Here is a 22,041-nt window from a genome sequence, read left to right as displayed (position 1 = left end):
AAAAAGTGCAGTATTTTTACTGCACTTTTTGTTTATTAAATCGTAGTACTAATAAGTTAATTAAAATCATTGAAAATGCATAAACAGTATCTTCAATTGGTATGGTAAACATTCTAATATAAAGATTTTCTTGGTTATTATACCAAACAACTTCGCCCTCAATAAAACTTCCTGTTAAAACGCCATTTACTATAAAAAATGGAATAAGCATTACTAAAAATGTTAGGAAATAACGTTGCAAAATTTGAGGATAACTGAGGAGAGTAAGAGTCAGTAATATAGAGCCTAATGAAAAATTAACAAATGTATACCATTTATCCCAGTTGAAAATAGCAACTAATAAAAAGCATATTAGTAGAGAATATCCTACTATTGTACTTAACTTTTTTTGTATTTTTAATTTAGGGAAGTAGTATAAAAGTGCAAAATGAGTAAATGTACAAGCATAGGGAATACAAATGAAAAACAACCATTCTTCTAGAGGTAAATTAAAAATTTTAATTCCTAGGTAATATTTAGGATTAAAACCCCATATTTTATTTTGTGTAAAAATAATGTCCCAAGGGATAAAAATTATCATATTTATTAAAATACCTATAAAAAGAGGTTTCCAGAGTTTATAAAATTTTAATTTTGGATGAAAACTATAAAGAAAAGGGACTAATATCGAACCTACATTTAATAATAGATATAAATAGGTCATTTACTTGATTTTGAAGTATTTAAAAGGCACAAAAAGCATGCCGAAACACTCACCATCTTCTTTTTCTATGTGTTTATGATGCATTTTGTGAGCTCTTCTAACGCCTTTAGCATATCTACTATTAGCTTTACGAAATAATTTAAATCTTTGGTGTATAAAAATATCGTGTACAATAAAATAACACAAACCGTAAGCGAAAATCCCTAAACCAATAGGAAGTCCTGCCCAGAAACTGGTATATTTCCATAGTAAGAAAAAACCAATACTTACAACTGCATAAAATAAAAAGAATGCATCATTACGTTCAAACCAGCTATCGTGGTCTTTTTTGTGATGATCTTTATGTAAACTCCACAAGATACCATGCATTATATATTTATGGGTAAACCATGCCATAAATTCCATAAAGCAAAAGGTACTAAGAAATATTAAAAGCCAAAGTAAAATTTTCATAACGTATAACTCACAATAAATTTAATTGATATTTTACATAACTACGCATTAATAGTTCTACTTTTTTAGTGTTTGAAACTCTAATTCTGGATTCTTTAATTTTTAAAGCAGGTGTTTTTTTTAATTTATCGAGAAGTTGTTTATAATAACGGTAAGCAGTAAAAACTCCAAATTTTGCTTCAATTGGTAATTTTTTAATGCCGTTTAAGCCGTTTTTAAAATCATTTTCAATATCTCTTATAATTTCTGTTTTATCGAACTCGTTTAAATTCTGTAGATCTGTATTAGGAAAATAACTTCTGTTTAAAGTATCAAAATCAGCCTTTAAATCTCTTAAAAAATTCACCTTTTGAAATGCAGATCCTAAAGCCATAGCACTGTCCTTCAAAGCTTCATATTTTGCATTATCACCTTTTACAAATACTTTTAAACACATAAGCCCAACCACGTCTGCAGAACCATAAATGTAAGTTTTAAATTCTTCTTGTGTTAAATAAACGTTTTTATGTAAATCGGTTTTCATGCTATGCATAAAGGCATCAACTAAACTTATGTCTATATTATATTTGTGAAATGTATATTGGAAAGAATTTAATATAGGGTTTAAGCTTATTTTATGTTTTAATGCTAATTTTAAATCTTCATGAAATTTATTAAAAAGATGTTCCTGCTCGTAGTCATGAAAAGAATCTACTATTTCATCTGCAAAACGAACAAAGCCATAGATATTATAAATATCCCTTCTTATTGTCTTGTATAACATTTTTGTGGCCATAGAAAACGATGTGCTGTAAGTTTGAGTTACCAATTTACTAGAGCTGTAAGACACAGTGTCGAATAATGTTTTCATAATTTATGATATTTAGTGACTAAATCTGCAACCAATTTTCCCGAGATTAACGAAGGAGGTACACCTGGTCCAGGAACGGTTAATTGTCCTGTAAAGAATAAATTTTTCACACGTTTACTTTTTAGCTTTGGTCTTAAAAAAGCTGTTTGTAAAAGGGTGTTTGCCATACCGTAAGCATTACCTTTGTACGAATTATAATCTTTGATAAAATCGTTAACACAGAAACTTTCCTTTAATATAATACTTTTTTTTACCTCTTGAGACGTAAGTGCTTCAAAACGAGTGATTATTTTGTTAAAATAGTGTTCCCGAAGATCTTTTGTATCTTTTAAGCCTGGTGCCAATGGAATTAAAAATATACCAGCTTCTTTTCCATTTGGTGCAGCATTAATGTCTGTTACACTCGGAAAACTAGCATAAAATAATGGGTTTTCTGGCCATTTAGGAGTGTCGTAAATAGCTTCAGCGTGAATATCAAAATCTACATCGAAAAATAAAGTGTGATGATTTACATTTTTTAATTTTTTATTAAATCCTATATAAAACAGTAAGGATGATGGTGCGAAGGTTTTTTTTTCCCAATAAGTTTCGGAGTATTGTCTATAGCCCTTATCTAAAAGAGTTTCGGTGTGGTGGTAGTCAGCACCACTAATTGTAATATCTGCGAAATGTTTTTCTCCATTACACACAATGCCTGTAGCTTTTCCTTTTTCTACTATAATTTTTTCAACTGCATTTTCGGTTTTTATAGTTACACCTAATTCTTCGGCAAGTGATTTTATACCTAAAATAACTTGATACATACCTTTTTTTGGATGAAATGTACCAAGACCGAAATCGGCATAGTTCATAAAATTATAAAATGAAGGTGTGTCGCTAGGCTTCGCTCCAAGAAATAATACTGGAAACTCTAAGATTTGAATGAGTTTTTTATTTTTAAAATTCTTACGGACATCACTTTTTATATTGCTAAAAAACTGATTTAATTTTTTTATGGTTATCGGAGTTATCAATTCAAATGGTGATTCACCCGGATTGTAAACTAAGTTTTTAATAGCGATGTCGTAATTACTTTGTGCTTTATCAATAAATCTTTGGAGTTTCGAAGCACTTCCTTTTTCTTCATTTTCAAAAGCTTTCTTAATTTTATCTAAAGTATCTTCAATAGTGATAAAATCATTTTTACCAAAATAAACACTATAAGCGGGATTAAGCTTTTCTAATAAATAATAGTCGGATGGTTTTTTATTAAAGTCTGCAAAGAATCGTTCAAATACATCTGGCATCCAATACCAAGTTGGTCCTATATCAAAAGTAAAACCGTCTTTTTCAAGCTGTCTAGCTCTACCACCAATAGTTTTGTTTTTTTCAAAAAGAGTGACATTATAGCCCTTTTTTGCTAAGTAACAAGCTGCTGCAAGTGATGAAAATCCAGAACCGATTATATTTATCTTTTTCATTGTTTAACAAATATAAAAAAAAGATAAACAAAATTTAGATAAATTTATAATTGTTTTACTAAATTTTTAATGGAATTAAATATAGATATGTTTTCTGGTAAATTTTCTGTATTAATAGTACTGGTTTTTTTTCCTAAAATATAAAGTTGATTTTGTTCTTTTAAAAGAGCATCATTAAAATCGTTGAGATAGCCTAATATTTTGTCATCTTCTGGTGCTACTGTGAAATAAGTTATAAATGTTATGTTGCTAAAGAAATCTAATAAGTGATTTAAGCTTTCCATGGGCACACTCTCGCCTAAAAATATAGAATGGTAGCCTTTACTACGAAGTTGATAGTTAATAAATAATAGACCAATATCATGAATTTCGCTTTCAGGTAAGAATAGAACATAAGTTCGCGAGTTTGGTTTTGGATCGAGTAGTTGCAGGCGCTCAATGTTTAAAAGAATTTTTTGTTTTATGTGTATTGATAAAAAGTGTTCATGCGCAGGTGTTATAGTTTGGGTTTGCCATAATAAACCAATATCGTTTAATACTGGAAGAAATACCTGATAAAAGATATCGCTAAACGACCTAGTTTCAATTAAACTGTTGTATGTATTATAAAATAAAATTTGATCAAAATTTATCATGGCTATTTTAAATGTGTTAATAGCGTGATCTTCTAATTTTGCTCTTGATGCAATTTCTCTAACATTGGCAATAATTTCTTGATTTGATAATTTTGCAATTTTTGAAACTTTTACACCGTTTTTATTTAAAAAAGAAATGTTTAAAAGCTTTTGTAAGCTTTCTAAACTGTAATACCTAATATTTGTATCGGTTCTGTTTGGTGAAAGTAAATTATAGCGTTTTTCCCATATTCTTACAGTATGAGCTTTTATTCCAGATAAATTTTCTAAATCCTTTATGCTAAATTTAGTTTTTATATTGTTCATTTAAACAAGACTTTTGTTCAACAAAAATAAGGTTTAATTTTGAAAATAGATTAATTTCATCGACAAATACTAATAAATACATTTTAAAGCTTTTGTCGGTTAATTATAAAATTGATTAAATAAATATTGATCAAAAAAAAAGAGCGATGATTTTTTATATCATCACTCTTTGTATTTTTAATGCTATGTTTTTTTATTTGTAGTCCGGATAGACTTTGTCCTTATCAGATAAAATAGGATCCTTTATTGGCCAATCTATTTTAAATGCTGGATCATCCCAACGAATGCCTGCTTCTTTTCCTGGTGTATAAAATTCCGAAACTAAATAAGCAATTTCTGAATTGTTCTGTAAAGTTAAAAAGCCATGGGCAAATCCCTTTGGAATATAAATTTGACGTCCGTTATCTTCTGAGATTTCAATAGCTTCATACTGTCCAAAAGTAGGTGAATCTTTTCTAATATCTAAAATAACATCAAGCAGAGCACCTTTGGTACAGCGCACAAGTTTTACTTCTTCGGCACCATCAGTTTGGTAATGCATGCCTCTTAATGTATTTTTAAAAGCATTGTGAGACATGTTCCCTTGAACGAATTGGGTATTTAGCTTTAATTCAGCAAATTCGTTTGCACAAAATGTTCTTGCGAAAAATCCACGATTATCTCCTCTTTTTTCTAAATCCAGCACATATGCGCCTTTTAATTTTAATTCGGTAAAAATCATAATGCCCAAGAGGTTTTATTAGCAGCAGCTAGATTGGTGTAATCTTGAATTTGTTTTACGCGATGATTGTAAACATCTTTATCGTCTTGAACAAGATAACCTTCAACAGTGTAACGAATAGTTTCTTCAAAACTTAACTGAGGCACCCAGTTAAGTTCGTTGGCAGCTTTTGTAATATCTAGCTTTAACAAATTAGCTTCATGTAATTTGTTTTCTTGATTTAGAATTTTATGTTTTAAAGCTGTGCTTTTTTCAATTTCTTGTAGAACAGCTAATACATTGTAATGTTTATAAGTACTCGGACCAAAATTCCAGCCCCCGTCGTACTTTTTATTGTTCTCGCCTAATATGGCTAATTGCATGTATCCTGAAAGTGGTTCTAAAACATGTTCCCATGGTCTAGTTGCGTAAGGGCTTCTAATTTCTAAAACTTCGTCGGCACGTTTGGTTTTAAAAATATCTGGGATTAATCGGTTGTCAGACCAATCGCCACCACCTATTACATTACCTGCACGTGTACTAATAACAGACACAGGTGAATCTTTAAAAAATGATTTACGTAACGATTGAATAGCGATTTCGGCACAAGCTTTTGATGAAGAATATGGATCGGCTCCACCAAGTTCATCATTTTCTTTATAACCCCAAACTTGTTCTTTGTTTTCATAACATTTATCACTAGTAATAAGAACAAGCGACTTTAAGTTGTCGCAATTTCTTGCAGCTTGCATAAGGTTTACGGTACCCATTACATTGGTGCTATACGTTGAAATAGGATCGTTATAAGAATCTATAACTAACGCTTGAGCTGCTAAATGAAAAATATAATCTGGATTTACAGCATTAAGGGTTTTTTCTAACAGAGGCATATTTGTAACGTCGCCGTATGTTTGATTAATTTTATCCTCTAAATCACAAACAATAAAATTGTCTAATTTATTTTTTGGTTTTAACGCATAACCATAAACATCGGCACCTAATTCGTGTAACCAAATTGAAAGCCAAGAACCTTTAAAGCCTGTGTTTCCTGTAACAAAAACTTTTTTTCCTTTAAATTGATCGAATAATTTTTCTGACATTATTTCTCTTCTTTTAAAAAGTTGAAAATTTGTAATGCTTCGTCTTTAAAGTGACTTTCTGCATTATAATTAACAAGTTGTTTAATTTTACTTGAACTAATAATTATAGGTTCTCTAGGGGGAGATTTATCTTCAGTATTAATTTCAACTTCTATAGGTTTGTTGAAATATTCTTGATAAGCTTCTTTTACCGCTTCAGCAACATCCAGCAAGGTATAACTTTTTTCACCACTAATATTGTATGTGTCGTTAGTAGACTCAAGTTGTGTTAGTTTATGAATAATATTGCAGACATCACCCATCCAAATAAAATCGCGAACAGCCAAACCATTTCCATTTAATTTAATTTTATCGTTTTTAAATGCGGATTTACTTAAATCGTTTAAAATTAAATACCACTTCGAGGAGTCGTAGTCTTTAGGGCAACCGTAACTATTTGATAATCTAATTATCGAGTATGGGATGTTAAAATTTTTATGGAATTGTTTCACATAATACTCTGCAAACAAATGGGTTGTTCCATAATCATTATTAGGTAAAAGCTCGGTTTCTTCTGAAATGTTACCTGAGTACTTACCGTACACATGAAAGGTAGAAAAGTAGATAAAATGCTTAGGCGGATTATCTTTTATTGTTTCTAATATATTTCTAGTTCCTAAGGCATTAACTATTATAGCATTTTCTGCGTAGCCTTCAACAAAGTTGTCATTCATACTTGCGGTATGTATAATAATGTCGTAGTACTCTGTAATTGCAGCTTTGCAATTACTTAGTGTACTAATGTCGCAAGTAATAATTTTAAATGGTAACTCAAATTCTAAAGTTCTGTGTCTATAGGTGAGCACAGTAACATCATATCCTAAATTACAATAGTGATGAGTTAACCAAGAACCAAGGTTCCCTAAACCACCAGTAATTAATACCTTTGTTTTACTGTTTACCATATTTTCCAAGGTGCGTTACCAGAATCCCAAAGTTTGTTTAAATCTTGGTTGTCTCTTAAAGTATCCATGGCATGCCAGAAACCTGTATGTTTAAACGCTTGCATTTGGTTGTCTTTTGCAATTTTTTCCATGGGCTCTCGTTCAAGCATTTGGTGGTCACCATCTATATAATCTAGTACTTCCGGTTCGCATACAAAGAATCCGCCGTTTACCCAGCGATTATCATCTTTAGGTTTTTCGTTAAAACCAGCAACAGATAAATCATCCTGAATATTTAAAATTCCATAACGTCCTAAAGGTTGTATGGCGGTAAGCGTCATTAATTTATTATTCGATTTATGGAACTCAACAACCTCTTTAATGTTAATGTCTCCAACACCATCACCGTAAGTACATAAAAACGGTTCGTTTCCAATAAATTCTTTTGCTCTTTTTATACGTCCTCCAGTCATTGTATGTAATCCAGTGTCAAGAAGCGTAACTTTCCAATTTTCAGAAAGGTTGTTGTGTGTTTCTACTTTATTTGATTTTAAATCAATAGTAACACTACTGTGTCTTAAATAATAATTTGCAAAATGCTCCTTAATTATGTGCCCCTTGTAACCAAGTAGGATTACAAATTCGTTAAAACCGTTGGCAGAGTAAATATTCATAATATGCTCTAAAACTGGAATGCCTCCAATTTCCACCATCGGTTTAGGTTTTAGTCTGGTTTCTTCGTTTAACCTGGTGCCAAATCCACCAGCAAGAATTAAAACTTTCATGTGATTAAGTTATGTTGTTAATAGCTCATCAAATGTATAAAAAAATATAAAACACAAATGTGAATTTTGCATTAAATATAAGAGATTTAAGTAATGTTTAGATAAAATGTAAAAAAAAACAGTTTTACGGTTTTTATTTTAATGATTTCCTAGTGTGAAATTACAAAATCGAAAATGTTAAAAATCGTTAAAAACTCTAAAAACGTATTTTGTCGAAAATAATAGCTGTGTGTAGAAAATATATTCTTAGTTATTTTATTCTATGTTCTTTTGTGTGTATAATTAGATTCTTAATAAGACACCAAAATTTGATTAATAGCAAAATAAGTCAAAAATGAAAAGGCGTTTTTAAATCGTCATATTTCATCATAAAATGTTAAAGAATATTGTGAACCTTTAATATTTTGTTTATTGTCCAAATAATTGGAAATAAATTTAATGTAAATTGCTATATGAAAACTAGGAGTTACTCTCACTTAATTATCCCTTTTTCAGTACTTGTTCATTTAAGTATTATAAATGGAGTCTTGTATTTAATGACTCCAAGTACTTATTTAAATATTACGAGCATTATTTTTTATAATGTTTCATGGTTTCTAATTACTTATAATTTAAATTATTATCCTACGGCTCGTAAAGAGACCTTTATGACAAACATTAAAAAAATGTTTTACCTATATATAATATATGGTTTAACATATTTTTCTTGGTTTGGTGTAACTGGAATTCAACCCGATTTTATTCAATATCAACTACTAATCTATCTTATTATATGTGTATTGCTCACGTTGTATAGATGGCTTTTTTATGTTTTTATTAGACACTATAGATCAAAAGGAGGTAATTATTTAAATGTAGTAGTTATTGGGCGAGATAAAAATCTAAAAAAAATCAGAAAAGTTTTTGATAATCCTTATTATGGATATAGATATTGTGGCTTTTTTGACGATGAAACTTCACAAAGTCCAACTTATTTAGGTGAAATATTAGATTGTTTTAAATATATTATTGATAATAGGGTAGATGAAGTGTATTGTACTGCTGCAAAATTAACAAAATCTGACTTACAAAATTTGATCAATTTTGCTGATAACAATCTTATAAAATTAAAAATTATACCTGATAATAAAGATATTTTCACGACTGCTATGACGGTTCAAAAGTATGATCAAATACCGGTTTTAGATTTAAGAACAGTGCCTTTAGATGCTGACTTAGGTAGAATAGCTAAACGTGCTTTTGATATTGCTTTTTCATCTATGGTTATATTATTTTTGTTGTCATGGTTAGTGCCTTTATTGTATGTTTTAATAAAGTTAGAATCTCCTGGACCATTATTTTTCACTCAAAATCGTCATGGGTTAAAGCGAAAAACATTTAAATGCATCAAGTTTAGGTCTATGGCCACTAATTCGGACGCCAATTCAAAAATGGCAACAAAAAATGATAAACGTGTAACCAAAATAGGTAAAATAATACGCAAAACAAGTATTGATGAATTACCACAGTTTTTCAATGTGTTTATGGGAGATATGAGTGTAGTTGGGCCACGTCCTCACATGGAACAGCATACATCGGATTACGAAATTTCTGTAGATAAATATTTGGTGCGTCATTTTGTAAAACCTGGTATAACAGGGTTAGCTCAAATCAAGGGCTATAGAGGAGAAATAATTAATCCATCAGATATATTAAACAGAATTCGATTAGATATTTTATACGTAGAAAAATGGTCGTTTTTGTTAGATTTTAAAATTATTGTTTTAACCGTTTTCAACGCCATTAGTGGTGAAGAAAAAGCTTACTAAAAAAATTATTACTATGAGTTGGTTTGTATTATCAGTTAAGGAAAAACAAGAAGATAAAGTTTCTAAAAAGCTTGAAAAGATGAATTTTCAAGTATTCAATCCTATAGTAAAAGAAACTAAGTTCTGGAGTAACAGACAAAAAAATGTAGAAACACCATTGTTTAAATCACATATTTTTGTAAATATTCCAGAACAATATAGAGGTGTGGTTTTTGCATTGCCAGAAGTACAAGGTTATTTGGTTATCAATGGTAAACCTGCAAAAGTTTATAATGAAGAAATAGAAACAATACAAAGTTGGATTGAAAATGGATCGCATGATTTAGTATTGCTTTCAAAATTAATTGCAAGAAGAGAAATTAACATAAAAAAGTGGCTAAGTAAAAATAATGCAGGTGTAAAATGGATTGGTCAGCAAAATGTTAATACCTTAATTAAAGATATGGACATTATTGTAAAAAATAAATTAAGAAAAGTGGTATAATTTAAGTAGTTAACTTAAAAAAAAGCTCTCATTTATCAATAAATAAAAATGATTTTTAAAGTTGAAAATTTAGAATTGCACGCTATTTTCATAATAAAATCAAGAATTATTAAAATCATTGCTTCAAAATTTATTCAATTAAGTGTTTTATCGGTTATTCTAAAAAATAATGTTTTCTTTGTTTAAGAGAAAATTAAAGCATGTTTTTTGGAATTAAGCAATGCTTAAAAATATTAACAATTAAAACTTAACCTTTTATCGTTTTGTCAAACTATGGAAAAAGACATCATTAAAATTTTAGCCAGTTATTTACGTTATTGGTATTTATTTTTAATAGGCGCAGTAATTTGTTTAGCTATAGCTTTTTTTTACTTACGTTATAATGTTACACCAGAATACTATATTGGTGGTAAAATTTTGTTAAACGATAAAGAGCAAGGTGGTGGTGCAGGCGGAATGGAGTCGTTTAATAGTTTGGGGCTTATAAAAATGTCGCAAAATATTCAAGACGAAATAGGCGTGTTGCAATCTTACGATTTAATGAAGTCTACGATTGATGAACTTGGGTTTGCTGTTGGATATTATATGGAAGGCAGGTTTAGTGAAATTGAAGTTTATGAAAGTACGTTACCGTTTAAAGTGGTGTTAAATGATAGTTTACCACTGACTAATTATGGGACTTTTGGGACTTTAACAATTGTGGATGAATACTCATTTAATATTGAAACTGTTAATGACGATGATACTGTTGTAAAAAAGACCTATGATTTTGGAGAAACATTAAGTACAGATTTTGGTACGTTTTCTGTAGAATTGAAATCAGGTAATTTAAATTTTAAATCTCAAAGTCCAGTAGTTATTAGATTTAGAAATCCAGACAATATTGCTTCAAACTACAACAATAAATTGCAAATTTATCCTGTTTATGAAAATGGTGGTGGATTATTAGAGATTGGTTTAACCGATGCTATTCCAGAGCGTGGTGTCGATTTAATAAATAAATTAATAGATGTTTATGCTAGAAATTCCGCAGAACATAAAAATGTATTATCACGAGCTACTTTAAAGTTAATAGATGAAAGGTTAGAGCTACTAATAACCGATTTAGATAGCGCAGAAAAAGGAGTGGAATCGTATAAGCAAAGTAACGCTTTAACCGATGTAAGTTCTGATGCCTCTCGTTTTATTCAATTAGCCGATGAAACAGATAGACAATTAGCTCAATTACGTACAGAAATTAGTGCTCTTGAAGCATTAGAGGTGAGTTTAAGACAGAGTTCTAATTCAAATCCAATAATGGCGTACAACATTAATAATGCAGTTTTGTCTAATTCAATTGTCAATTATAATTTAGCTTTACAAAAGCGCAATGCATTAGTTCAATCTTCGGGTACAGGAAACCCACAATTAATTGAAATTGATAGGGAATTAAATGAGAATAGAAGCATTATTGCAGAAAATGTTAGAGGTATAAAACTTCAACTTACCAGAAACCAAAGAGATTTAATGAATAAATCTTCTCAATATCGCTCTAAAATATCCTCTGTGCCAACAGCAGAAAGAGCACTTCAAGAAATAAACAGGGATCAAGGTTTAAAGCAAAACCTCTATTTATTTTTATTGCAAAAAAGAGAAGAAGAAGCATTATCGGTAAGTGTACCTTTTTCTGATACTCGTATAATTGAATACCCAAAATCCACTAATTACCCAATAAATGGGGCGAAAACTCCTATTTATTTAGGCGCGTTGTTATTTGGTCTATTTGTACCTTTTGTTTGGATTTTTGTAAAAGATAAGCTCAATACAAAAATCACATCTAGAGAAGATATTGAAGCGCTTACTGATACTCCAATTTTGGGTGCTATTGCAGCAAGCAACGAAAAAGATGTGGTTGTAGTAAAAGAAAATAATGTGGCTCCAGTAGCAGAGCTATTTCGCTTAATGAGGCATAATCTAAAATTCTTATCTCAAGGCAAAGAGAAAAAGGTTTTTATGGTCACTTCAAGTAAACAAGGCGAAGGAAAAACGTTTATAGCCATAAACCTAGCGGCAAGTTTGGCTATAACAGGCAAAAAAGCGGTTGTTATTGGATTCGATTTAAGAGCGCCTAAATTAATGAAAGAACTTAGTTCACCTAATGAAATAGGAGTATCCGATTACATTATTGATAAGAGCTTAAGCATACAAGATATTATTACGCCATATCAAAATCAAAAAAACATGTTCTTAATTGGTTCTGGTTCAATACCACCAAATCCAGGAGAGTTAATGCTAAGCGAGCGTATAGAAGAGTTAGTTACAACACTTAAAAACGAATACGATTACATCGTATTAGATACACCTCCAATAGGTAAAGTTGCCGATGCATATTCGTTAAGTAATCTTGTAGATACCACCCTTTATGTGGTAAGACATAACTATACTAATAAAGAAGATTTAAATATAATTAATGACATTAGCGATAACAAAAAGTTAGATCCTTTAATGATCGTGTTAAACGATATAAAAATGGATAAGGCGGGAGTTTACAGTTATGGCTATGGAAATAACTTAAAATAACAAGTTAAACTATTAATTGGCCTAAAAAGGATAAAATGGAATTAAGTACAGTTAAATTTTTCTTTCCAGAACTATCAGAAGTAAATCAAACTTTAGATGTTGAAAATCCAGAATTTTGGAAAACTGATGCGAGTTATACCAATATTATTACCTATAAGGCTTGGTTATATTATACTTATATTCAATTAAAAAAAATAAACTTTAATGTTGAAGTAAGCGCGACATTACCCTTAGACGGTATCATTGTAATATTAGCCGATGAGGTTTCAAGAAAAGCTGTAAGTGATAATTATAGTAAGTTAAGTAAAGATGCTTTTATAATTGTAGTAAGAGCCGATGAAATTGAGTTTCGTTTTTTGTTAGCGGATATAGAAATTGTTCAAAACGGAAAATATGCTAATAATAACAACTGCTTTTTTATTCCTCATTGGCCACATCCAGGTATAGTACAACGCGATACAAGTAGAGGAACAACAATTAAAAATATTGTTTATAAAGGCGGACGTGGTAATTTAGATCAAATGTTTTATTCAAAAAAATGGTTAGAATTTTTAGAAGCTAATCAATTAAATTTTGTTCTAGATACCGAAGAAAAAAATAAGGAAACATACCATTGGCACGATTATTCAGATGCAGACATTATAGTTGCTGTGCGCCCTTCTTTTAGTAATCATGATAGAAGTGATAAACCCGCATTAAAACTTGTAAATTGCTGGTTAGCCGGAGTGCCTGCTATTTTAGGAAACGAGTATGCGTTTACCGAACAACGAAAAACAGATTTAGATTATTTACAAGCAGAAACCATTGATGAAGTAATCGATGCCATAAAAAGATTATTAGAAGATCCCGAAATGTATAAAAATATGATTGAAAATGGCTTTAATAGAGGAGAGGTTTTTAAACCACAGCAAATAACCAAAATGTGGCAATCATTATTAACTACCGAGGTTCCTAAAGTGAAAAAATCAACAGCATTTAAATTTTCTAAATCAAGAAATAAATACCTTAAAAGTTTTACAAGCTTGTTTTCAATTGACCATACCTTTTTCGAGTGGAGACAACGTGTAAGATTTTTAATTAAAAAATAACATGATTATAGCAAGAATACAACCAAAAATATCCCTAGAACAAATTAAGATAGCAACTTCAATTTGATTAACCAAAACATAGTATAAATGCTAACCAAACGAAAAATAATAGTTGTAACCCCAATTAAGAATGAAGAATGGATTTTAGATACCTTTCTAAAAATAACATTGCAGTTTGCCGATCATGTATTGCTAGCCGATCAATACTCTACTGATAATTCTGTGGCTATTGCAGAAACATTCAAAAATGTTGATGTAATAATTAATGACTCTAAGGAATATGATGAGGCATATCGCCAAAAATTATTAATAAATACGGCTAGGGAGCGTTATGGAGAGGGAAATGTTATTTTGGCAATCGACTCCGATGAGTTACTTAATTTTGATGCTTTAAAATCGTCGGAATGGGAAACAATTAAAAATTCAGAGCCAGGAACCGTTTTGTATTTCGAAAAACCAACATATTTGGAAAATACAGATACGGTGATACGCTACAATTCAAGTGGCGGATGGCCCTTAGGTTTTGTTGATGATAATAGTGAGCATAACGCAAAGCATATTCATAGTACCCGGATACCTGTAAAAAAAGACTCGCCTAAGTTGTTTTTAAAGGATATTAAATTTTTGCATTGTAATTTACTGTCTTTAAAAAGGCAGCGCTCAAAAATTAGGTATTACTGTTTAATTGAAGCCGAAGCGAATACAAAAAAATGGTATCAACGCGTTTGGCAGTATAATAAAGATTATGATTATGCCAAAGAAGGCAATGGGCTAGATACAGCAGATAAACAATGGGTTGAAGGTTGGGAAAATCAAGGCATTGCCATTGTGCCAGAAAAAGAAGAGCCTTATTATTGGTACGATTTTGAAGCTTTAAAACGTATAGATAATGCGAGTTCACCTTATAAGTTTTGGAAAGAAGATGTATGGGATATCAATTGGAATAAAGTAGCAGACTACTTTAATTATAAAATTAATAACATAAAACAACCGCCAAAATTATTATTATTTTTTAGGCGCGGACTTTTTAAGATTGTTTGTTTTATTGTTTCGCTAAAAAGAAAATAACACCCCCAAAAAAATAAGTTACCATTGAACTTGATTCTTATGAATAATACAATAAACAATTTACAAAGTAATTCTCTTTATGAAGATTAAAGCATGGTTTATGTTATTGGGAACAACTGGTCTGGCGCAAGCTTTAGTGCAGGGGTTAGGATTAATATCAGGTATTTTAGTTATTCGAGTTTTACCAACAGAAGAATATGCACTTTACACTTTGGCTAATACTATGTTAGGCTCTATGGTTTTATTAGCAAATGGAGGTATTTCTAAAGGGGTCATGGCTCAAGGGAGTAAAGTATGGAAAGATAAAGAAAAACTTGGAGAAGTCATGGTTACAGGTTTTGATTTAAGAAAAAAATTTATTGTTGCAAGTTTAATTGTTGGAGTGCCAATTTTGGCTTTTTTATTATTAAAAAATAACGCAAGTATTCTCGTAACTATCCTAATAATTATAGCGCTTATTCCTGCTTTTATTTCTTCTCTTTCAAATTCTTTAATAGTGATAGTCCCTCAATTGCATCAGGATATAATACCTTTGCAAAAAAATCAAATAGGAGTAAACTTAGGACGGTTGTTAATGCTAGGAGTTTTAATTTTCTTTTTTCCATTGGCGTTTGTTGCCGTGTTTTCTGCTGGAATACCTCAAATAATAGGTAATTTAAGGCTAAGAAAAATAGTGTCAATGCATGTTAATTTAAATCATTCACCTTCAAAAGAAATAAGCAAAAAAATATTAAAAACGGTAAAGAGAATTTTTCCTGAGGCGGTTTATTATTCTTTTTCTAGTCAAATTACAATTTGGCTTTTATCAATATTTGGAACAACCACTTCAATCGCACAAATAGGTGCTTTAAATAGAATAGCCGTTTTATTAACTTTGATAACTATGGTTTTTAATATAGTTATCGCCCCTAGGTTTGCAAGGTTAATTGATAGTTTTCAATTATTAATTAAGCGTTATTCAACCGTACTATTTGGCTTGATTATTTTATTAATAATTATTGTTTTTACAACTTATGTATTTTCAACTCAAATCTTATTTATTTTAGGGAGTAAATATGCTAATTTGGAACGAGAAATCGTTTTGTTGATATTGGGGTCGAGCTTATCTCTTATTGCAGGGTTAGTATATAATATGTATTCTAGCAGAGGCTGGATTCAACATCCTATATTAGCTATATCAATGAGTTTAATTACACTTATATTAGGTATTTCACTAATAGATATTTCAAATTTAGTTGGGGTTTTAAAATTAAATATTTTGGTTGGTACAAGTCAGCTGTTAACTCATGGCATATTTGGATATTATAAAATATTTCAATTAAAGAATAGATAAATTAATATATTAGTATGATTAATAAAACAGGAGTCTGTACCTTATTTGAAGGTCATTACCATTTTGGAGTAGCAACACTTTCAAATTCATTATATCAGAATGGGTATAGAGGGAACATATATGTTGGTTATAGAGGTGATTTACCTCCATGGGTAATAAATGCTGAAAAAATAGATTTAGAACCATTTGGTGAAATAACGACTTTCAAACCTAGTCTACACCGGGATATTATTCTGTTTTTTATACCATTAAATACCAAGTACAGTTTAACCAATTATAAACCAGATTTTATGCTAGATTTACTAAATGGTCCAGCTCAAGATATAGAGTCTATTTTTTATTTTGATCCAGATATAGTTGTAAATAAGTCATGGGATAAATTTGAAGATTGGGTGAATTGTGGAGTTGCTGTATGTGAAGATGTAAATTCTCCTATTCCAGAGTTTCATCCTCGTAGAGTAGGTTGGCGTTCCTATTATAAAGATTATGATTTTAAATTGCAATTTAAATCTAATATGTATGTTAATGGAGGTTTTATAGGTGTAAAAAGGAGTGATTTTTCATTTTTAAATATTTGGAAGGATATACAAGAATGCATGGGAGAAGCTATTGGAGGATTAGAAAATTCTATTTTTGCTAATTTACAATATAAATCAACTATACCGGAAAGGAAAGGATTTCAAATATTTGATAAGTCTGATCAGGATGCATTAAATGTTTCTATAGAAGTGTTTAATGGAGATGTTAGTATTATTGGTTCTGAAAGTATGGGGTTCAAAGAGGGATACAGTTTGATGTCTCATGCCTTAGGTAGTCCTAAGCCATGGAAGGCTAAATTGTTATCACGAGCTCTTAATGGGATTACACCTCGAGCAACTGATGTTGCATATTGGCAATTAAAAAACTTTCCTTTTAAAGCACATAGTAATATGACTTTTAAAAGAAAAATAATCAGTATTTATATAGCGAAATTGATTAATAGGTTTTATAAAAAATAATTACAAAAAAACAATTAAAAGCAATAATTATGAAAATAACAGTAATCGGAACTGGCTATGTTGGCCTTGTAAGTGGTACTTGTTTTGCCGAAATGGGTAATAAAGTAACGTGTATAGATGTTGACGAAACCAAAATTAACAAATTAAAAGAGGGAGTTATTCCTATTTACGAACCTGGTTTGGAAGCTATGGTTACCAGAAATTACGAACGTAAAACCTTAAACTTTAGCACTAAGTTAGCTGAACATCTTGATGGTTGTGATATTGCATTTATTGCTGTAGGTACACCAATGGGAGACGATGGTTCTGCCGATTTAAAATATGTATTACAAGTAGCAAAAGAAATTGGTCAACACATGACAACACCTTTAGTTGTTGTTGATAAGTCTACTGTACCTGTAGGAACAGCCGATAAGGTTAGAGCACAAATTAATGAAGAATTAGAAAAACGAGGTGCAGATATTCACTTTGATGTGGTTTCTAACCCAGAATTCTTAAAAGAAGGTGATGCTATTAGTGATTTTATGAAACCAGACCGTGTGGTGGTTGGTGCTGATTCTGAAGAAACAGCTGAAACCATGCGTACACTATATTCACCTTTTTTTAGAAGCGGATCAGCGCGATTAATAGTTATGGATGTACGTTCTGCAGAAATGACTAAATACGTAGCAAATGCAATGTTAGCAACAAAAATTTCATTTATGAATGAAATTTCAAATATATGTGAATTAGTAGGAGCCGATGTAAATGATGTACGTATCGGTATAGGTTCAGATAGCCGAATAGGTTATAGTTTTATTTATCCTGGTGCTGGTTATGGTGGCTCATGTTTTCCTAAAGACGTTAAAGCACTGCACCGTACTGCTAAGGAATATGGTTTTGATGCCGAGTTAATAGGTTCAGTAGAGTCTGTTAACGACAAGCAGAAATTGGTTGTAGCTCAAAAGGTTGTAAAACGTTTTGGTGAAGACTTAACAGGAAAAACTTTTGCTATTTGGGGCTTATCGTTTAAACCAGATACAGACGATATGCGTGAAGCACCTGCCATTTATATCATAAAAGAATTAGTGAGTCGTGGGGCAAAAATAAAAGCTTATGACCCTAAAGCGATGCACGAAGCACAAGAATGTTATTTAAAAGGAGTACAAAACATTACTTATTGTAACTCTAAATATGAAGCCATTGTTGATGCAGATGCTATGTTATTATTAACCGATTGGAAAGAATTTAGAATTCCAGATTTCGAAGAATTAAAAACCCAACTAAAATCACCAATTGTTTTTGATGGTCGTAATCAGTTTAACGATAAAATGATGCTAAAAAATGGTTTTGAATATTTCCAAATTGGTAAACAACCTTTAAAGGCCTAAGTTACCCTTAATATAAATACAAAATTTAGCATGAAGATTATGTTTATTTGTGGCTCCTTAGAACCTGGTAAAGATGGGGTAGGAGATTATACGCGTAGACTTTGTGCTGAATTAGCTAAGCAGGGTGTTTTGGTTAGTATGTTGGCTTATAACGACAAGCATTTAACAGAAACTGTTGATAAGCATCGAATAAGTGAAAATACTAAAATACCTTGCTTGAGGTTACCGCATACTTACTCGTCCAAATTAAGATGTGAAGCAGCAAAATTATGGGTCGACGATTTTAATCCTGATTGGGTAAGTTTACAGTTCGTGCCATATTCATATCATGATAAAGGCATACCTTTTAGATTAGCAAGTCAATTAAAAATGATTTGTGGAACAAGGAAATTTCAAGTGATGTTTCATGAATTATGGCTCGGAATGAATAAACAAGATTCTTTCAAACAGAAAATTATTGGTGTTATTCAAAAAAAAATAATTACAAATTTAATTACATCTTTAAATGTTAAAATTGTAAATACTCAAAGTCAGCTTTATAATTATATGTTACAAAACAATGGTAATAACCCAAAGTTATTACCATTGTTTAGTAACATTCCTAATGTAGAAACTAAAACTCAAACTAAAAATAATAATACTAGGCTAGTTGTTTTTGGAGGTGTAAGAGAAGGAGCTCCTAAAGAAGAGTTGGCTAATGAAATTGTTAATTTTATTAATAATCACCCTAATAATATTGTTTCTTTAACTCTTGTTGGTAAATCTGGAAAAGAACAACAAAATTGGGCGGATACGTTTAAATCTAAAAATATAGAGGTATATGTAATTGGAGAAGCGAGTGAATTTGAGGTTTCAAGGATTTTAAATGAATCTGATTATGGAATTGCAACAACACCTTTATACTTAATTGAAAAAAGTGGAACTGTTGCAGCAATGTTAGAGCATAATCTTCCAATTTTAGTTGTAGCAAAACAATGGAAACCAATATTTAACTTTAATATGCAAATACCAAATGGTATTATGGAATATAAAACGGGAAATTTCGAAACTTTTTTAAATTCAGTAAAAAAAGACGGTTTAAATTATAATAGAGGTGTTACGTTTGTTGCCGAAAGGTTTTTGAGTTTTATTAACGCTTCTTAATATATTGAAGCAGTTTAGTTTTAAGAAATGAAAATATTATTTATAACAAATAAATTTTATCCTGATGTTGGTGGTATTGAAGTTAATTCAGAAGTATTAGCGAAGCATTTTAAAAATGAAGGACATGATATTCGTTTAATAACTTGGACGAAAGATAAAGGAGATAGAGTATTTCCTTTTACAATTATTAGAAACCCATCAATTGTAGAATTGTTAAAACAACATTTTTGGGCAGAATTTATTTATGAGAATAACCCTTGTTTAAGGTTATCTTGGCCATCAATAATTTTCCGTAGACCTAATGTTGTAGCATTAAGGACTTGGGTGTCGAGATTAGATGGTAGTATGGCTATTCAGGACAAACTGAAATTAAGTTATTTGAAATTTTCTAAATCGGTAATAGCCGTAAGTTCTGCTGTTAGAGATAAATGTTGGCCTAAAGCGGTGGTTATTGGAAACCCATATCGTAGTGATTTATTTAGAGTAACAAATCATGAAAAACGGTTAAAGGAATTTGTTTTTTTAGGACGATTAGTATCTGATAAAGGTGCTAATTTGGCTATAGAAGCTTTAAATAACTTAAACGAAGAAAACAAAAAATATAAATTAACTATTATTGGAGATGGAGAAGACAAAGTTATATTAGAGGAACTTGTTGATAAATTAAAATTAAATGATTTTGTAACGTTTACAGGAATTCTTAGAGGAGAGGCTTTAGTGGAATGTTTAAATAAACATAAATTTATTTTAGTACCATCTATTTGGGCTGAACCTTTCGGAAATGTTGCTCTTGAAGGGATGGCTTGTGGTTGTATTCCTATAGTCTCAAATGGTGGAGGTTTACCAGATGCCGTTGGTAAAGCGGGGTTAGTTTTTAAACGTGGTGATTTAAATGATTTAATTTCCATAATAGAATCTGTAATTGATGATTTAGAATTACAATCCCAATTAAAAATTAGAGCTAAAGTGCATTTAAAGGAGCATTTACCTAATGTAGTTGCTCGGAAATATTTAGACGTAATTGAGAGTTAAAAAATGAAAATTATTATTTCACATCCAACCAGTAATCAAAATAATAGAGCTGTATTGAATGGCTTTTTAAAGGCAAAATTGATTTATCAGTTTAAAACTGCTATTGCAATATTTCCAAATACTTTTTTATTTAAACTAAGCCTTTTCGGCCCGTTTAAAGAGTTGAATCGTCGACTTTTTAATGAAGATTTATTTCCATTTACCAGTACTAGACCAGTTAAGGAATTTTCAAGGTTGTTATTTAATAGATTAGGCTTTTTTGATTTAACAAAACACGAAGTAGGTGCTTTTTCAGTAGATGCCGTATATAAAGATGTCGATAAATCTGTTGCTTTCAAATTAAAAAAAGCTGTATCTCATGGAGTTAAAGCTGTTTATGCTTATGAGGATGGTGCGTGTTATTCGTTTGAAGAGGCAAAAAAGCATAATATTTCTTGCTTGTATGATTTGCCAATCGGGTATTGGAAAACGGCAAGAAAATTATTGGGTGAGGAAATGGAAAAGTGGCCAGAATGGAAAGCAACTTTGCATGGTTTTAGAGATTCTGAAATTAAGTTAAAACGAAAAGATAAAGAACTTGCCCTTGCAGATCATATTTTTGTAGCTAGTAGTTTTACAAAAAAAACTTTAGAAAGTTACCATGGTAAATTAGCTCCTATACACGTTATTCCTTATGGTTTTCCTGAAGTTATTAAAAACAGAGTATATGCAATAGAAAATAGACCAATAAAATTATTGTTTGTTGGTGGTTTGTCTCAACGCAAAGGCATTGCTAATATGTTCGAAGCTGTAGGTAATTTAAAAGAGAAAGTTGAACTTACCGTAGTAGGTCGAAAAAGTACAGAAAACTGTGAAGCGTTAAATAAAGCTTTACAAAATCATAAATGGATTACCAGTATGCCACATGATCAAGTTTTAAAAACCATGCAAGAGCATGATGTATTACTGTTTCCTTCTTTATTTGAAGGCTTTGGTTTAGTAATTACGGAGGCCATGTCTCAGGGGACCCCTGTTATAACAACAGATAGAACGGCAGGCCCAGACTTAATAACTCATGATAAGAATGGTTGGATTGTTGAAGCTGGTTCAACAACAGCTTTACAAGGATGTATAGAGAACCTTATAAATTCTCCAAATAAAATAATAGAGGCAGGAAAATTAGCCATGGAAACAGCAAGGAATAGACCTTGGGATACTTATGGAGTTCAGTTAGCCGAAAAAATTAAAAGCCTAAACCTTTAAG

20 protein-coding genes are annotated in these 22,041 nt (G+C 30.6%); 11 read left to right on the top strand and 9 right to left on the bottom strand.

The window, feature by feature from the left end:
* Positions 1 to 16: 16 nt before the first annotated feature.
* The 9 genes from PW52_RS12535 to rfbF form a co-directional block, all read right to left on the bottom strand.
* Positions 17 to 703 carry a lycopene cyclase domain-containing protein gene (locus PW52_RS12535; RefSeq protein WP_044633308.1) on the bottom strand — a complete coding sequence of 229 codons (687 nt, stop codon included), beginning with the start codon at positions 701 to 703 and terminating at the stop codon, positions 17 to 19.
* Entirely contained in the window at positions 704 to 1,156 is a 453-nt protein-coding gene (locus tag PW52_RS12530) for a sterol desaturase family protein (RefSeq protein WP_044633307.1), read from the bottom strand.
* Between the two features lie 10 nt (positions 1,157 to 1,166).
* Complete coding sequence (locus tag PW52_RS12525; protein WP_044633306.1) at positions 1,167 to 2,006, bottom strand: phytoene/squalene synthase family protein; 840 nt, start codon at positions 2,004 to 2,006, stop codon at positions 1,167 to 1,169.
* Positions 2,003 to 3,466 (bottom strand): phytoene desaturase family protein, encoded by a 1,464-nt coding sequence (locus PW52_RS12520; protein ID WP_044633305.1) that lies wholly within the window; start codon positions 3,464 to 3,466, stop codon positions 2,003 to 2,005. Before PW52_RS12520 ends, PW52_RS12525 begins: the two co-directional genes overlap by 4 nt.
* A 44-nt stretch (positions 3,467 to 3,510) precedes the next feature.
* Positions 3,511 to 4,407 (bottom strand): MerR family transcriptional regulator, encoded by an 897-nt coding sequence (locus PW52_RS12515; protein ID WP_044633304.1) that lies wholly within the window; start codon positions 4,405 to 4,407, stop codon positions 3,511 to 3,513.
* Between the two features lie 193 nt (positions 4,408 to 4,600).
* Positions 4,601 to 5,128: a dTDP-4-dehydrorhamnose 3,5-epimerase gene (gene rfbC / locus PW52_RS12510; protein WP_044633303.1), complete on the bottom strand. Its 528-nt coding sequence runs from the start codon at positions 5,126 to 5,128 to the stop codon at positions 4,601 to 4,603.
* Positions 5,125 to 6,207, bottom strand: coding sequence for a CDP-glucose 4,6-dehydratase (rfbG, locus tag PW52_RS12505; protein ID WP_044633302.1), 1,083 nt, complete (start codon positions 6,205 to 6,207; stop codon positions 5,125 to 5,127). The genes rfbC and rfbG overlap by 4 nt, the downstream gene beginning before the upstream one ends.
* A complete protein-coding gene (locus PW52_RS12500) occupies positions 6,207 to 7,151 on the bottom strand; it encodes an NAD-dependent epimerase/dehydratase family protein (RefSeq protein ID WP_131454005.1) in 945 nt (314 codons plus the stop codon). The genes rfbG and PW52_RS12500 overlap by 1 nt, the downstream gene beginning before the upstream one ends.
* Positions 7,145 to 7,915 (bottom strand): glucose-1-phosphate cytidylyltransferase, encoded by a 771-nt coding sequence (gene rfbF, locus PW52_RS12495; RefSeq protein ID WP_044633300.1) that lies wholly within the window; start codon positions 7,913 to 7,915, stop codon positions 7,145 to 7,147. Before rfbF ends, PW52_RS12500 begins: the two co-directional genes overlap by 7 nt.
* Before the next feature lie 452 nt (positions 7,916 to 8,367).
* Between rfbF and PW52_RS12490 the strand changes: the two genes are divergently transcribed.
* From PW52_RS12490 to PW52_RS12440, 11 genes are all read left to right on the top strand, one after another.
* Positions 8,368 to 9,723, top strand: a complete 1,356-nt coding sequence (locus tag PW52_RS12490; protein ID WP_044633299.1) for an exopolysaccharide biosynthesis polyprenyl glycosylphosphotransferase — start codon at positions 8,368 to 8,370, stop codon at positions 9,721 to 9,723.
* A gap of 13 nt (positions 9,724 to 9,736) precedes the next feature.
* Positions 9,737 to 10,207: a UpxY family transcription antiterminator gene (locus tag PW52_RS12485; protein WP_131454004.1), complete on the top strand. Its 471-nt coding sequence runs from the start codon at positions 9,737 to 9,739 to the stop codon at positions 10,205 to 10,207.
* A 273-nt stretch (positions 10,208 to 10,480) separates the two neighbouring features.
* Complete coding sequence (locus PW52_RS12480) at positions 10,481 to 12,766, top strand: GumC family protein (protein WP_044633297.1); 2,286 nt, start codon at positions 10,481 to 10,483, stop codon at positions 12,764 to 12,766.
* 35 nt (positions 12,767 to 12,801) lie between these two features.
* Positions 12,802 to 13,854 (top strand): glycosyltransferase, encoded by a 1,053-nt coding sequence (locus tag PW52_RS12475; protein WP_052823495.1) that lies wholly within the window; start codon positions 12,802 to 12,804, stop codon positions 13,852 to 13,854.
* An 87-nt stretch (positions 13,855 to 13,941) separates the two neighbouring features.
* Complete coding sequence (locus PW52_RS12470; RefSeq protein WP_052823494.1) at positions 13,942 to 14,922, top strand: glycosyltransferase family 2 protein; 981 nt, start codon at positions 13,942 to 13,944, stop codon at positions 14,920 to 14,922.
* Positions 14,923 to 15,001: 79 nt separating this feature from the next.
* Positions 15,002 to 16,255, top strand: a complete 1,254-nt coding sequence (locus PW52_RS12465) for an MATE family efflux transporter (RefSeq protein ID WP_044633296.1) — start codon at positions 15,002 to 15,004, stop codon at positions 16,253 to 16,255.
* Between the two features lie 14 nt (positions 16,256 to 16,269).
* Positions 16,270 to 17,253 (top strand): hypothetical protein, encoded by a 984-nt coding sequence (locus PW52_RS12460; RefSeq protein ID WP_044633295.1) that lies wholly within the window; start codon positions 16,270 to 16,272, stop codon positions 17,251 to 17,253.
* A 29-nt stretch (positions 17,254 to 17,282) separates the two neighbouring features.
* A complete protein-coding gene (locus PW52_RS12455; RefSeq protein ID WP_044633294.1) occupies positions 17,283 to 18,623 on the top strand; it encodes a UDP-glucose dehydrogenase family protein in 1,341 nt (446 codons plus the stop codon).
* Positions 18,624 to 18,653: 30 nt separating this feature from the next.
* The gene (locus PW52_RS12450; RefSeq protein ID WP_131454003.1) at positions 18,654 to 19,766 is read left to right on the top strand and encodes a glycosyltransferase family protein; all 1,113 of its coding nucleotides are present in this window, start codon (positions 18,654 to 18,656) and stop codon (positions 19,764 to 19,766) included.
* A 27-nt stretch (positions 19,767 to 19,793) separates the two neighbouring features.
* Entirely contained in the window at positions 19,794 to 20,798 is a 1,005-nt protein-coding gene (locus tag PW52_RS12445) for a glycosyltransferase family 4 protein (RefSeq protein WP_044633292.1), read from the top strand.
* A 3-nt stretch (positions 20,799 to 20,801) separates the two neighbouring features.
* Entirely contained in the window at positions 20,802 to 22,040 is a 1,239-nt protein-coding gene (locus PW52_RS12440) for a glycosyltransferase family 4 protein (protein ID WP_044633291.1), read from the top strand.
* Position 22,041: the final 1 nt, after the last annotated feature.

This window comes from Neotamlana sedimentorum (genome assembly GCF_000943565.1).
Classification (GTDB): Bacteria; Bacteroidota; Bacteroidia; order Flavobacteriales; family Flavobacteriaceae; genus Neotamlana; species Neotamlana sedimentorum.
This window is presented reverse-complemented; position numbering and strand designations above follow the sequence as displayed.